Raw genomic sequence first — 14,903 nt, 5'->3', positions numbered from 1 at the left:
CCAAATACCCTATATATCAAGGGTTAATCATATTATTTTAACAATTTTGTTAGGACTACAAAAATCACAATAACTCTTTAAACCCTTGACAATAAAGGGATTGGAAATTTATGTCACCAAACTCGGGGGATAAGGTTTTATTAATCGAAAATAAAATAAATAAGCTAATAAGGCTTTTTATGACAAAGGGTGTCCAACCTTCGGAGTTAGCTGATAATATCTTTTTAAATAATTACTCAACTTTCTCACCCTGAAATAACCGCTTGACCCTTGATATACCTTGATTCAAATTAAATCAATTATGCTGCTTGCGCCTTAAATTCGTCATCATCAAGAAATGTCCTCTTTAAAAATTGAGGAAGACTATCAAATAGCTCATCGATTATGGATTGGACTTTTTCTTCTGAAAGCACCGGTTCCTTTGAAAGCGTTGATTTTAACACGTCTATGACCATCATGAGTGCCTGAGCAAACCGAATATCTTCCATTTCATCGCAGCACAAATAAAAGAGCTGTCTAATCGTTTTTGGATCCTTCTCTTCCCAGGAACTTAGCGCAAGCATGATATAGCGTGTGAAGACAATCGTAGTATGGGAAACGAGCGCATCGTAATGGCGTGACTGGCATTCTTTCGCCAAACGAAGATGGGATTTGGCGACCTTGAAAAAACATTCGATATCCCTTATCCAAACCTTTTCATGAAACCTACTGATTTCACTAGGATTTTAATGAAAAAGGTTTGGATTTTATTTTGTAACACATATGATTATTTTAAGGAGGTAATTATATATGTTAGATCTAATCAATCTTAAAGAAGGCTATCAAAAACTTATTAATTATATGAAAGAAGGTGATTATCCGTATAGTTCGTCTTACATCCAAAGTGTTGAAGTTGAAATAAAAAAAATATTGAATACTGATGTTAAATTTGATTCATATGAAGATTACTATCTTTATCGTGTAAGTAAGAATAATTCTACAAAACAATATCGCTTCCCATTTAAATCGCATATTACAATGATTATGAATTTTGACATTCATAATGAAGACCCTCGTGGTCAGATATGTAAGCATCAGCTGTTTGAATGATTACAGCCAAGAGATTTTACCACCCTTGCCATCTTTTTTACCACTGTCCGCCAAGGAATTTACCAGGCTACGCCAAAACATTTACCAATGGATAAAAAAGCCCTACAGATTAACATTCTAGGAATCTGGTAGGGCTTTTATTATCGATTGATTACTTAGAGTGGTGGTTAATTGAAGTAATCAAAGATTATCTTTCTAGATCCTTCATAAATATCTTGCTCAGTCCAGCTATAAGGAACAGGTTCCTCTCCATATACCTCTAAAAGCTTTTTGCTTAGTTCCTCTGGGAAAGGGACCCAGCTTTTATAACCCACCCAATAATAGTATTCTTCAATTTTCTGAATCTCTTTTTTAGTCAATGTGGTCATATTATGGTTACCTGCCTAACCCATGACGCTCACGCATAGAAACTTCTCCGTCTAGTAGAATTTGATAGGAGTCATGAATAATGCGATCTAATATTGCTTCCGCAATTGTTTCATTTCCTAATTTTAAATGCCATCCACTAGGATCAATCTGTGAACAGAAAATAGTGGAGTCAACCTTATGACGAGCTTCTGTAATCTCCAAAAGTATTGCGGCTTCATCCGTTGTTAAATCTGTTAAGAGCCATTCATCTAGGATAAGGAGGTCTACTTTCGTATATTTTTTTATGCTTTTCCGATAGCTGCCGTCGGCTGCCAATTTAGCGAGTGATAGTTCATCCAGTAATTCTGGTAAACGAATGTATTTGACGTTAAAAAATTGTCGACAAGCAGACACTCCGAAGGCAGTAGCTAAGAAAGACTTTCCTGAACCAGTAGGTCCTTTTAATATAATATTATGACTATCAAGGATATAAGTGCAACTAGCCAACTTCAAAATCAGCTCTTTATTTAATCGTCGATCCTCATGATACTCCAGGTCTTCAATACATGCATTGGAGTTAAGGAAAGTCGCAGTTTTGATTAACCGTTGAAGCTTATTACTCTTTCGGCGGGCATGTTCTAAATCGACAAGTAAACTTAATCGATCTTCAAAAGACATTTTTTGAAATTCTTTATTCGAAGCTTGTTCCTTATAGGCTTCTGCCATCCCACTTAATTTCATTTCGATTAATTTAGTTAATGTTTGTTCATTCATCATTTATCCGTTTCCCCATAGTAAGAAGCTCCACGTGTAATGCCATGCTTGTTTTTGTTGATCTTTGTTTTCCATTTCAATTCTTGCTCGGCATCATTTTTTTTGTTGGTCTTTAATAGCGTTTGAATACTTTTGACCGTTGGTCTTTTAGTCATTGAGAGCACCATTTTACAAGCACGTTCAATTTCATATTTTGTGTAACGACGCTCAAACTTTTTCAAAGAAAATATGGACTGTAGGGCTAGCTTCTCTGTCTGTGAAGTATCTAGAAGATATCGAATTACGCTTAATGTTGATTCTCCGATATTTTCTGCCCATTCAATCGCAGCTTCTGGGGTTTGATCAACGAATAATTTGTGATTATCTGGCATATGGTTGTGAATCGTGGTGGTTTGTCCAAATTTCCCATATAATCGTTTATGAGAGGCAATTCTCATATGGTGGCCTTCAAACTAGGAATCCATGCCCGTAGAGGCTCTTTGTAAAGTGACAAACTGATACCTCTAATTACATGCAGAACACATTTTTTCTTGTGGCTCTTCGATTTCCCTAGTGTCCCAAAACTATGGCACGGATGTCACTCAGTCATGGCAATATTCATTACTGGTGCTGGGCTTATATTGGGTGAAGTTCCAATAGTTTGTTTTGTGCTTCGCCCTTGATTATAAACAGGACTGTACGTTGAGACTGTCTACTTTACAGTAATATCAAAAAAGACTATGAATGTTATATTTATTTAACCTAAAAAAGTACGTCCTTATCCACTGGTCCAGAGCGGAGGGGGTTACTTCTTTTTTCTATTAGTGACAAGTGCGATAACAGCTACAACAGCTGTTAATGTTGCAACTAGGAAAATGCGAAATGTGCTGTTTTTTCCATTTCGAAAGGACAGGTTAAATTTTTTATAATTTTGTATAACCTTGTAGGAAAAATAAATTTGCAACCATTAAAAGTCATGAGATTACATCGTTACTTGGAAGATCAAGAGGAAAGTATTGGAAGAATATAATTTACATTTAGCAAACCGATGTCAAAGAGACAGCTAGAAACCGTCTCTTAAACATCAGTTTTTTTCAATAAATTTTAATTCGACGACGGCACGAAATAAATAACAGATGGACCTGATGCTCCGCCAGGAAGGCTAGTCACAAAATTATAGTCATTTCCATTAGCACCAACGTTCAGATCCGCAAATTTCCACGCATTTAAATAAGATAAGTAGCCAGAAGTACTGACGTGTCCATTCCATGACATGACATAACGTCCGAATCCACCCGATGGATTGTCATACACATCAATTAACTGTGGAGAACTTAAACTGTTCGCAATCTTAATATCAAGATTGTATGTCACACCGTAGTTTCCGTTGTTAATAACAGGTTCATTATTATCAACTGCACTTACACCAGCTTCATACTCACCAGGAAGCTTGTCACTCCATTGCCCCGAAGCAGCGGAAGAAAGACGAATATATGCATTACCTAACTCGGTGTCATAATTAAGTGTTCCAGTTCTTTCAAAGTGAGGGAAGGTACCTCTCGTATGTGTATCACCTGGTAAAACTGGAACGTCAAGCGGATTTTCTGGCTTTTCATTTAAGTAGTTAAGTGTTGTTACAGTAACGGTACCCTTATCATTGCCATGCTTATTGTACACAACGAATTGGGCGATACCACTAACTGTATATAGATCTTCAGCAGATGTTTCGAGGAAATAGCTTTCACCAGGATCTAATGTAGTAACATACTTTTTCTCACTCTTATTTTCCAAGAATGCTACTAAAGCTTGTTTTCCTGCAACGTCAGGGTAGTAGTCTGCGGTTACCCCCTGTCCTTTATCAAATAATTGAACTGTCTGATCGCTCGTGTTGGTAATCGCTACAGCAACTGTTCTTGTTTCACCGCTGCGGTTCTGATGATGCCAAAAAATGCGGAATTCTCCAGTGACACTGTCACGGTAAAAAGCACCGTCTTCTTTGTAGGTCTCAGGGGAGTCACTTAAGATCAATGTGCCACCAGTAGGCTGTAAGGTTGGTTTTTCTAGATGTACAGCAGGTTTAAGGTCCTCAATTGGTACAGTTGTTTTTTCTGCGGCAAAAGATGTGAATGGGATGAGAAACAGTAGAAGTAGGGACAGAAAAAAACTTAGGGTTAACTTTTTCTTCAATTGCTTTCACTCCTTTTTATATTATGAAAATTATGAAACTATATGCTAAAACCCAAATGGGTGTTCAGCCATCAATATAGTACTAGGTTTATCCAGTGATTACATCTAGGTGTGGTGACCAATGCAATAACTAGGCAACTGTCTATTTGTTCATAAGATGTTAAGGAATGCCTGATATTGAGGAAAAAACTACGAGATTAGAAGTCTTAAAAAATATGCTAACACACCTACTGGAAGTTGTAAAGAATATATCCTTTTTATATTTAAAAACAGGAAGAATAATCCACTAACCTGTGCATAGATTTAAGTAAAAAGTGCCTAGTTTTTGACTTGACTTAATATTTAGATTATTTTATTGTTAAATTGAAGAAAATATTCACCAATTTATAAACAAATAAATTTATTTTCCTTGTTTATCCTAACTTTGGAGTGGTAATGATGCGAGATTACAGTATTGGTATTGACATAGGTGGTACAAAAATTGCTGGGGCAATCGTGGACAGACAGGGTAACATCATACATAAAAGAATCTGTGAAACTCCTAGTGAGTCAAAGGAAAGGGTCTTACAAGTATTAGCGAATCTGGTCATCGAATTTCATCAGTTGGTAGAAAAAGAGAATATTCGATTAGTCGGAATCGGTGTTGGATCTGCGGGGCAAATAAACTTTAACGAAGGGATCATTCTATCTGGAACAGATAATATTCATGGTTGGTATCATGTAGAGGTTTGTGACTACCTTAAACAGTTTACAACACTTCCAATATTCCTTGACAATGACGTGAACACGTTCACCATTGCAGAGTACCAGCTTGGATCAGCAAGAGGAATTGAAAATCTTGTTTGTCTGACGTTGGGCACAGGCATTGGTGGCGGTGTCATCGCTGAAGGATCTATGTTGCGTGGAGAGTGGGGAGGTGCTGCAGAATTAGGTCATATGTCTGTAAATATGTATGGACCCTCGTGTAATTGTGGTTCTCGAGGATGCCTGGAAACATATGCTTCCGGAACAGGAATAGCCAATCGGATGAGAGAAAGGCTCCAAAATAATGACTCGTTGGCAGATTGGGAAGTTGCGCTGTATCGGAAAAATCAGCGTTCGATTACGAGCAAGGACGTTTTCGAGTGGAAAGAGCTAGGTGCATCCATTGCAACGGAGGTTGCAGAAGAGGCGTTGCAGGCACTTGCCTATGGAATGATGAATATGATTCATACGTTTAATCCGACAGCTATCATTTTGGGTGGAGGTTTAATTGATGGTAATCGTGACCTGGTCCCCGCCGTACAGAAAAGAGTAAGCAAACTGGGGATGGCATCATTGGTACAACCAGTTACAATTAGATCTTCATCTTTAGGCGAGGATACTGGATTAATTGGCGCTGCCTTGCAAGTATGGATGTAATACAAACAAATGGAAGGGGAGAACAGGAAATGATCGTACCCGAAAATACGAATATACTATGGGTAGATTTTCTTGCGAATGGAGAAAGACTCGCAGATGAACAAGAACAAGAAAAATTGATACAGAATGCCTTGGATTCAGGGGTCACCCATCTCATTGTTGATGCCAAGGTGCCATATGGACAGACGACGTATCCAAGTAAATATGCTTACCACATTAGCAGTTGGTCGGATGGAATGTATGATGCCTGGAAGAACCGAGACTTCTTAGCTGAGTTCTTGGCAAAAACAAAAGGCACCACTTTAAAGGTTTTAGCAAACATGGATGTATTCTCCGAAGGGATCACCTCATCTAGGGATGGCATGGCTTATGACAAGAACGAATGGCAGGTAACCTTCTATAATGATGCAGTTTCCTCCGAATCTAATGCTGCAGAATATACAGATAGCGCAACAATTTTTGTAAATCCTATTCATCCAGAAGTACAAGTGTATGAACAAGCGATTGTAAAGGAAATTATTTCTTCCTATGAATTGGATGGGCTGATCATTGACCGATGCAGATATCCGAATATATACGGGGATTTTAGTGATTTAAGTAGAGAAAAGTTTGAATCGTTTATTGGGGAAAAAGTAGAGAAGTGGCCAGAGGATATTTATAGGATTGCATCAGAAACGAAAGCGATTCAATATGGAAAACACTTTGGCAAGTGGACCGAGTGGAGAGCGGTTAATATAAAGACATTTGTTCATGACGTTCGAAACATTGTCAAGGGGTATAACTCAGATTTATTATTCGCTGATTATGTTGGTTCCTGGTATCCACTCTATTATAGCGAAGGGGTGAACTGGGCAAGTGAAACGTATAAGCCTAACCTGGATTGGACTTCCGACACCTATCATGTATCAGGCTTAGCAGAGGAATTAGATTTTCTTATGACGGGCTGTTATTACCCAGAGGTTTATGTGGAAGAGGCGGTGACCAATGGAAGACCGGCGGATTGGTATAGTGTTGAAGGAGCAGCAAACCTAAGTTTACAAGTGGTGAAAGGGAGTACACCTGTGATTGCTAGCTTATTTTTAAAAGATTATCAGGATCATCCGGAACAATTTGTGAAGGCAATCAACATGTGTAAAGAAAAAACAGGTGGTGTTATGCTGTTTGATGCCGTTTATTTGGAGAATTACGAGTGGTGGAGCTACCTTCCAGACGAATTAAAGAAAAAGTAGCAAATCAGGTTTAAGGGGGTTCGTATGGCTAAAAAAGTTGCGCTCATACCAGTAGATGCAAGACCAGTAACGTATGATTTGCCGAAAGACTTGGCAAGCTTAGCTGGTTGGGAATTACTGTTACCAGCAAAAGAAAAAATAGGGTTTTTAAAAACACCGGCAGATTATGACTATTTGTTTCAGTGGGTAGACGAAATAGCGCCACAGGTAGATGGGGTCATTGTTTCAATCGACATGATTCTTTATGGCGGGTTGGTACCTTCTCGGATTAATACAGATGACCAATCGACTATTCAGGATAGGTTAGATAGATTTTTAGACATCAAACGAAAGTATCCACAACTAGACATGATGGCATTTAGTTCGACAATGCGATTATCCAATAGCTACGTCAACCAAGAAGAAAAAGAGTACTGGGATCAATATGGCAAGGAAATTTGGCAATACTCCTATCATTATCATCGTTACCAGCAGCATGGTCTAAAAGAAGATGAAGCCATTGTCGAAAGTATGAAGGAAAAAATACCGCATGCTATTTTAGAAGATTACCTGAAAACAAGAGAACGAAATTTTACCGTTAATATGTCCTTGATTAACTATGTAGCTGATGGGGTGCTGGATCACTTGGTTTTCCCGCAAGATGATACTAGTGAATATGGGTTGAATATTATTGAACAGCAACAATTAAGAGATCGATTATTTGCGAAAAACTTACAAGAAAACATCTTTATCTATCCAGGTGCAGATGAAGTCGCCAGCGTGCTAGTTGCTCATATGATTTATCAGCTCGAAAACGTGACCTATCCCACTTTCTACCCGATTTATAGTGGGCAGCGTGGCGCATTAGCGATCGCCTTGTATGAGGATCGGCCGCTTCAAGAATCCGTCAAGGGGCAGATTGATGCATTTGGTAGTCATACGGTTGAAAGTATCGAGGATGCCGATATTGTATTAGGCATTAATGTTCCAGGAAGAAAGCAAGGAGATGTTTCCTTACGAAAGCAATTATCGGAAATAGACACGAATGACCGAAATATCGGGGAATGGGTTAAAAAGCTCTCCTATTATTATAAGAAGCGAAAGCAAGTAGCCATTGCGGATGTGGCGTATGCCAATGGAGCGGACCCAATGATGATCCCTTACGTCCTGCAACAGTTTTCGTTAACTGAATTAGCCGGATTTGCAGCATGGAACACAGCTGGAAACACAATAGGAACGGTAATTGCGCAGGCAGCTTTGGTACATTTAGCTAATCAACAAGGACATGATTTCTCCAAAGCGAAAAACAAGCAACTTGTTTTACGATTATTAGACGATTATTTATATCAAACAGTAGTTAGGCAAGAAGTCAGAGAAGTGATGGACGAACCAAGTGTTACGGAGGGGGAGCTTTTGCGTAAAGTAGAGGAATTATTTATGACACGAGCAGTTGAAATGGTACGTAAAATAGATTCCAACATTCAACTAGAATCAATCTATCTTCCATGGAACCGTACATTTGAGATAGGGATTACCTTGAAATAAGAAAGGGAGGGAGTATGTGGATGAAAGCGGATATTGCCATTATTGGTGGAGGAATTGGCGGCTGCATGGCAGCGTATACAGCAGCAAAGCTTGGCAATTCTGTCATTCTTACGGAGGAGACAGCATGGTTAGGTGGACAATTAACGAGTCAAGCGGTTCCTCCGGATGAACACCCATGGATTGAGGAGTTTGGTTGCACAGAAACATACCGAACGTTCAGAAACGAGGTAAGGGCCTACTATGAGAAGCATTATCCGTTAATAGACAAACACAAACGCCTAAATCCAGGTAACGCATGGGTGAGTAGAATTGCTCATGAACCGAAAGTCGCGCTAAAGGTGCTGGAGGATTTTCTGCAACCGTTTATATCCAGTGGTCGCCTCAAACTTTTATTAGAGCATAAAGCACGGCGAGCAGTGTGGCAAGCAAATAAAATCACAACAGTGATTGTTTCCAATAAGGATGGAGAAGAAGTGGCTATAGAGGCTGATTATTTTCTCGATGCAACGGAATTAGGGGATCTTTTGCCACTTGCAGATGTGGAATACGCGGTTGGTGCGGAGGCCAAGCAAGACACAGGAGAACCACATGCATTAGATGAAGCATGCGCAGAGGATGTACAGCCTATCACCCACGTGTTTGCGGTGGATTTTGTACCTGGTGAGGACCATACCATTGAGAAACCAGAGCAGTACGATTTTTGGAGACAGTATCGAGCAACTTTTTTGACCCATGATCAACTAAGTGAATGGGTTCCCGATGTGCATACGGGGGAATCTAAATATTTACCTGTATTCGGTAATGAACATCAATTAGGCTTGTGGGACTACCGAAGAATTATCGATAAACATTTATATGAGGAAGATTTTTATAGTGGAGACGTTACCTTAATAAACTGGCCTCAAAATGATTATTGGTTAGGATCTATTATCGATGTCGATGAACAAGACAAAGCAAAGCATTTGCAGGGGGCTAGGCAGTTAAGCTTATCTTTACTATATTGGCTCCAGACAGAAGCACCGCGTGAAGATGGCAAAAAAGGCTATCCGGAAATGAGACTGAGACCTGATATTACAGGAACGGAAGATGGACTTGCGATGCACCCGTATATTCGAGAATCAAGAAGAATTGAAGCATTATACACGGTAGTGGAACAGGACATTAATTCAGCGTATCGTGGGAAAGCTGGTATTAAGAGGCTTGATGATTCCGTTGGCATCGGGTCCTATCGTATTGACTTGCACCCGACAACGGTTTCGAATCGATTGTTTTATGCGAAAAGCTACCCATTTGAAATCCCTTTAGGTAGTTTTATCCCAATTCGTGTCGAAAATGTCATACCAGCCTGTAAGAATATAGGGAGTACCCAGTTGACAAATGGTTGTTTCCGTCTTCATCCGGTAGAATGGAATATTGGTGAAGTTGCAGGCGCACTGGCGTCTTTTGCAATTAATCGGAAAATGTATTTGGTGGATCTCTATGAAGATAACCAACTTGTCAAGGAGTTTCAACAGCTATTGATCCAGTTGGGTGTGTCTCTCCATTGGCCAGAAATGGAAGCTTACTAGAGGGATGTGCTTTGCTGCGATTTATGCAGAATATAATAATTTAAAATATTCTAATAATTAATTGACGCGCAGTTCCGCCTTATATTATAATCATGGAGAAAGTTTCATTCATAATATAAATAAAAGGAGGTTTATTCCGCTAATACGTTGTCGTAGGTTAGTTCAATAACATTTTGAATGGAGGAAAATTAGTGAACAAGATGATGAACGCAAAATTTCTGCTAATGCTAGTTTTGGGAATGATGTTAATTACTTTTACAGCATGTTCAGACGGAGATGAAACCAGCGCGGGAGACACAGAAGATACTACTACTAATGAGGAAAACACAGATAACACAGGGGATAATACAGGTGATACAGCGGATACCAGTGGTTCTTCTGATGAGTTATCTGGCGAAGTAGAATTTATGACGATTTCGTTGCTCCCAGCATTTGAGGACTACCTAAATGGTTTGAAAGAGTCATTTGAAAGTGAACATCCAGGTGTAACGGTGAAGATCAATGATGTTCCTTACGATCAAGTTGAGCAGCTAGTGCTTACCAAAGCAGCAAGTGGAGACCTTCCAGATGTAATGAACCTTAACACAGACTTCGTTAAAAAAGCTGGTGCAAAGGGAGCACTTGTTAACATGGACGAAGCTGCAGCTGATGTAAAAGATACATTTTTTGAAGGTATTTGGGAAGCTGGCTCTGTGAACGGCAGTGTATATGCGCTTCCTTGGTATACAACGACAAGTGGGTTGATTTACAATCCGGAACTTTTAGAAAAAGCAGGATATGATGCACCGCCTGCAACCTTTGAGGAAGCTTGGGAAATGTCCCCAACTATTCTCGAAAAAACAGGTGCATATGGGGAAGTAATCATGCCAGAAATGCACTTCCAATTCCCGAAGAATGGCATCCCATTCCTAAACGAAGATAACACGAAAGCAGCTTTTAATACACCTGAAGCAGTTGAATTATGGACAAAGTACAAAGAGTATTATGATGAAGGATTGTACGACATTGATATCTTACTTAATCAAGTATCTATGGCAGAATTATACGCACAAGAAAAAGTTGCTTGGTGGTATACAGGGCCTCAGTTGTTCCGTCAAGTAAAAGACCTTTCACCAGATGTTTATGAAAAATCTTTAGCTGGCCCACCGTTAGAAGGAACAGCAGGAAAACAGCATGCAAACCCTATGAATATAGCAGTCTCTTCCACTAGTAAATCGAAAGATGCTGCAGTTGCTTTTGCTAAGTTCGTTACTAATGCAGACAATCAGTTAGCTTTTGCAAAAGAAGCAGCAGTACTTCCACCAGTTAAAGAAGCTATTGAGGATCCGTTCTTTGCTGAAGGGGAGGACTCAGAAGATGCTACAGAAAGAGGCAAATTCTATGCTGCACAAGCTTTGGATACTGCTGAGAATATGATTCCTCCTGTAGAAAGTGTATCAGGTATTTATGAAGCGATCCACCAAGCTTTCCAAAGGGTACTTTTACAAGATGTTGATCCGGCAGATGCACTAACACAAGCAGAACAAGAAGTGAATTCTTTACTGGCGGAATAGCCTTGTTAGGGTTATCAAAGGGTCCCCGTTTGAGGGGACCCATCTTCTTATTAGGAGGTTCAAATATGTATAAAGCAAGACATGCTTGGTCATTTTTATCGATTCCCCTATTGCTGTTACTTCTGTTTACATTCATACCGAGCATTGCAGCTTTGGGTTTGAGTTTTACCAATTATAATGTGTTTGATCCGGTTGAATGGGTAGGATTAAATAATTATATTCAAGCATTTCAAGACAGTGAGTTTAGAAAAGCGTTGTTTAATACGGTTTACTACTGGTTACTCGTCACACCTGTATTAGTAGTTTTTCCTATTTTAATAGCTGTACTGGTTAATCAGAAACTAAGAGGGATTAGCATGTTTAGACTGATTTTCTATTTCCCGGTACTTGTTTCGGTAGTCGTTACGGCAATCCTATGGAAATGGATGTTTGCTAAACAGGGAATTATCAATTATTTTTTATCTTTTTTGGGTATAGGTGAAATTGGTTGGTTGATTAATCCATCCACTGTAATGCTTGCTCTGGCATTTGTTACTGTATGGCAGGGGTTTGGTTATTATATGTTATTTTACTTGGCGGCATTACAGGGTGTACCAAAGGAACTATATGAAGCCTGTGAACTAGATGGAGGGAGTTTTTGGCAGAAACACATATACGTTACAGTTCCTTTAATAAAGCCGATGATCTTCTTTGTTACAGTCATATCAACAATGGGGGCATTTAAAGAATTTACGCTTATGCTGACGATGACTTCTGGTGGACCATTACGTGCTTCGACAACAGCCGTACTACTTGTTTTCCAAGAGGCATTTACAGAATTAAATATGGGATATGCTAGTGCTATTTCATTTATTTTATTTATTGTTATATTAATAATTACCTTTATAAACCAAAAATTCCTGGATCAAAACCCTAGATAATGAAAAGGAGGGGAAGAAAAATGGCACAGACTGCTATTGAAAATAACATAAAGATGAGTAATAAAGATGGATATGGTAAAAAGAAACTCTTAAGAGCCGGTGGTACTTACCTCCTTCTTCTTATTGTAACTTGTATTACGATTATTCCCTTCTTGTGGACAATGTCAACTTCCTTAAAAGGAGAGAAAGATACCATTTTTTCGGTTCCACCTCAATTAATTCCTACAGATATTACCTTTAGTAACTTCGTACAGGTTTGGAACTCGTTGCCAATACCAATGTACCTGTTAAATACGTTAATTTTAACGTTCTTTGGTGTCGTACTCCCCTTAATATTTTGTTCTTTAGCAGCATTTCCGTTAGCGAGAATGAATTTTAAGGGAAAAAATTTAATCTTTATGATGATCATAGCTACGATGATGATTCCAAATGAGGTAACCATGATCCCGGTTTATTTAGTTATTGATAAACTTGGATTAATGGGATCATACGCAGGTGTTATAGTACCGGGAGCCATTACTGCATTTGGAATCTTCCTAATGCGTCAGGGATTTATTGAAATTCCGAAAGAAATAGAGGAATCTGCTATTATCGATGGAGCAAATGTATGGCAAATATTCTGGAGGCTGTTATTCCCGATGTTAAGACCGATGCTGGGTGTACTTGCTATCCTTTCCTTCATTGCATCGTGGAATAACTTCTTATGGCCTTTATTAGTGCTTGATGACCCGAATAGTTATCCGATTACACTAGGTCTCTATCAGTTGCAAGGGGCATTTTCTGCAAACACTAGATTAATTGCTGCAGGCGCCATCATTGCATTATTACCGGTAATGATTGTGTTCATTATATTCCAACGGTTCTTTATCGAAGCAGCTTACTCTAGTTCAGTCAAAGGCTAAAACAAGAGGGTGTGATGAGATGGGCTCATTTACAGCAGTAATTTTCATGGTGTTTGAGTGGTTTATGCGTATTGTTAAATTAAATGTATTATGGCTTCTATCGTGTATGGTTGGAGTTCTGCTTTTTAGCTTTTTCCCAGCAACAGTCGCAGCATTCGCTGTTACCGATCAATGGGTTAAAGGGAATGTTCATATTGCGATTGGGAAAACGTTCTGGAAGGCATTTAAGGATTACTATTGGAAATCCCAGCTTATTGGGTTCATTCTTAGTATTTTGTATACGATTATCATGGTGGATTTTAGGTTTTTTGGGCGCATCGAAAATATAACTATTCAGTATGTAACCTTTGGTTTATTAACAATCATACTTGTAGGGTTACTTATTTTATCGGTGAATGTATTTCCGACCCTCGTCCGATCCGATCAAGGAATCAAAGCTACATGTAAACATTCATTTTTTACGGGAGTCTCCTTTCTCCACTTGACTGGGGTAACTATTTTAGGGATTATCGGTATTTTACTAGTTAGTTATCGATTTCCTGCCACGTTTTTCTTTTTAACAGGCGGGGGGATTATGATGTGGGTAACATGCCTGAATCAGATTATTAGACATAAAGTTGAAGTGAGGTATAAGAAGCTGAATCGTGTGATTGATTAGCGTTACCTTAAACAAAGATACTTAAAGAAATAGTGGTGAAGCAGATGGATAATTCAAAAATATTAGGTAAACTTAAAGGAAAGTTGATTGTATCGTGTCAAGCTCTTGAAGGCGAACCCTTTCACGGAGCAGAGATGATGGCTAAAATGGCGTTGGCAGCTGAACAAGGTGGAGCGGAAGGGATTCGCTCAAATGGGTACGAAGATATTGTTGCTATAAGAAAAGTGACAAAGCTGCCGATCATCGGTTTGATCAAGCGAAGGTACGAGAATAGTAGTGTTTACATTACGCCAACGAAGAGGGAAATAGATGCTTTGCTAAAAGCGGGCGTAAACGTGATTGCCTTGGATTGTACAAAAAGAAAGCGACCGAATGGAGAAAAACTTCAAGATTTGATTCCGTATATACAGAACCATAATACCTTAGTGTTAGCTGACATATCAACCATAGATGAAGGGTTAGATGCGCTTGATTTAGGAGTGGATTGTGTGTCTACCACACTTTCTGGATACACGGAGTATACGAATACAGGTCGAACGAAGCCAGATTTTAAACTGGTTGAAGAGTTAACAAAACAGACCCGTTGTCCTGTGTTTGCGGAAGGAAGAATAAATACTCCACAAGAAGCCAAACAAATGCTGGAAAAGGGTGCGCATGCGGTAATTGTTGGTACAGCAATTACAAGGCCACAACTTATTACAAAGGCATTTGTAGAGGGGATCAATGAAAAATCACTTAAAGCATAAGGTGTTTTTTCTGCCATTTATAATG

General features: G+C 39.0%; 14 protein-coding genes and 1 pseudogene. 10 read left to right on the top strand and 5 right to left on the bottom strand.

Annotated features, from left to right (window positions below):
* Positions 1-457: 457 nt before the first annotated feature.
* A pseudogene (locus tag NC797_RS18525) lies at positions 458-677 on the bottom strand (IS4 family transposase); the annotation flags it as partial.
* Positions 678-789: 112 nt separating this feature from the next.
* Between NC797_RS18525 and NC797_RS08510 the strand changes: the two are divergent.
* Positions 790-1,089: a hypothetical protein gene (locus NC797_RS08510; RefSeq protein WP_272436352.1), complete on the top strand. Its 300-nt coding sequence runs from the start codon at positions 790-792 to the stop codon at positions 1,087-1,089.
* A gap of 167 nt (positions 1,090-1,256) precedes the next feature.
* On the opposite strand, the gene NC797_RS08505 is transcribed toward NC797_RS08510, so the two are convergent.
* The 4 genes from NC797_RS08505 to NC797_RS08490 form a co-directional block, all read right to left on the bottom strand.
* Positions 1,257-1,457, bottom strand: a complete 201-nt coding sequence (locus tag NC797_RS08505) for a hypothetical protein (protein WP_272436351.1) — start codon at positions 1,455-1,457, stop codon at positions 1,257-1,259.
* 7 nt (positions 1,458-1,464) lie between these two features.
* A complete protein-coding gene (istB, locus tag NC797_RS08500; protein WP_272436350.1) occupies positions 1,465-2,214 on the bottom strand; it encodes an IS21-like element helper ATPase IstB in 750 nt (249 codons plus the stop codon).
* A complete protein-coding gene (locus NC797_RS08495; RefSeq protein ID WP_272436349.1) occupies positions 2,211-2,648 on the bottom strand; it encodes a hypothetical protein in 438 nt (145 codons plus the stop codon). Before NC797_RS08495 ends, istB begins: the two co-directional genes overlap by 4 nt.
* Before the next feature lie 646 nt (positions 2,649-3,294).
* Positions 3,295-4,377, bottom strand: a complete 1,083-nt coding sequence (locus NC797_RS08490; RefSeq protein WP_272436348.1) for a hypothetical protein — start codon at positions 4,375-4,377, stop codon at positions 3,295-3,297.
* Between the two features lie 438 nt (positions 4,378-4,815).
* On the opposite strand from NC797_RS08490, the gene NC797_RS08485 reads away from it, so the two are divergent.
* The 9 genes from NC797_RS08485 (at position 4,816) to NC797_RS08445 (ending at position 14,878) form a co-directional block, all read left to right on the top strand.
* On the top strand, positions 4,816-5,778 hold the full coding sequence (locus NC797_RS08485; RefSeq protein ID WP_272436347.1) for an ROK family protein: 963 nt from the start codon (positions 4,816-4,818) through the stop codon (positions 5,776-5,778).
* A 29-nt stretch (positions 5,779-5,807) separates the two neighbouring features.
* Positions 5,808-7,007: an alpha amylase family protein gene (locus tag NC797_RS08480; protein WP_272436346.1), complete on the top strand. Its 1,200-nt coding sequence runs from the start codon at positions 5,808-5,810 to the stop codon at positions 7,005-7,007.
* Positions 7,008-7,031: 24 nt separating this feature from the next.
* The gene (locus NC797_RS08475; RefSeq protein WP_272436345.1) at positions 7,032-8,531 is read left to right on the top strand and encodes a DUF4127 family protein; all 1,500 of its coding nucleotides are present in this window, start codon (positions 7,032-7,034) and stop codon (positions 8,529-8,531) included.
* A gap of 20 nt (positions 8,532-8,551) precedes the next feature.
* Entirely contained in the window at positions 8,552-10,099 is a 1,548-nt protein-coding gene (locus NC797_RS08470) for an FAD-dependent oxidoreductase (protein ID WP_272436344.1), read from the top strand.
* A gap of 200 nt (positions 10,100-10,299) precedes the next feature.
* Positions 10,300-11,652, top strand: a complete 1,353-nt coding sequence (locus NC797_RS08465) for an ABC transporter substrate-binding protein (RefSeq protein ID WP_272436357.1) — start codon at positions 10,300-10,302, stop codon at positions 11,650-11,652.
* Positions 11,653-11,717: 65 nt separating this feature from the next.
* Positions 11,718-12,572: a carbohydrate ABC transporter permease gene (locus NC797_RS08460; RefSeq protein WP_272436343.1), complete on the top strand. Its 855-nt coding sequence runs from the start codon at positions 11,718-11,720 to the stop codon at positions 12,570-12,572.
* Between the two features lie 20 nt (positions 12,573-12,592).
* Complete coding sequence (locus tag NC797_RS08455; protein WP_272436342.1) at positions 12,593-13,474, top strand: carbohydrate ABC transporter permease; 882 nt, start codon at positions 12,593-12,595, stop codon at positions 13,472-13,474.
* Between the two features lie 19 nt (positions 13,475-13,493).
* Entirely contained in the window at positions 13,494-14,132 is a 639-nt protein-coding gene (locus tag NC797_RS08450; protein WP_272436341.1) for a YesL family protein, read from the top strand.
* Positions 14,133-14,176: 44 nt separating this feature from the next.
* A complete protein-coding gene (locus tag NC797_RS08445; RefSeq protein WP_272436340.1) occupies positions 14,177-14,878 on the top strand; it encodes an N-acetylmannosamine-6-phosphate 2-epimerase in 702 nt (233 codons plus the stop codon).
* The last annotated feature ends 25 nt before the right edge of the window (positions 14,879-14,903 follow it).

The sequence above is a fragment of the Terrihalobacillus insolitus genome (assembly GCF_028416575.1).
GTDB lineage: Bacteria > Bacillota > Bacilli > Bacillales > Amphibacillaceae > Terrihalobacillus > Terrihalobacillus insolitus.
Note: the sequence above shows the minus strand (reverse complement) of the source record. Positions and strands in the feature narration are given on the sequence as shown.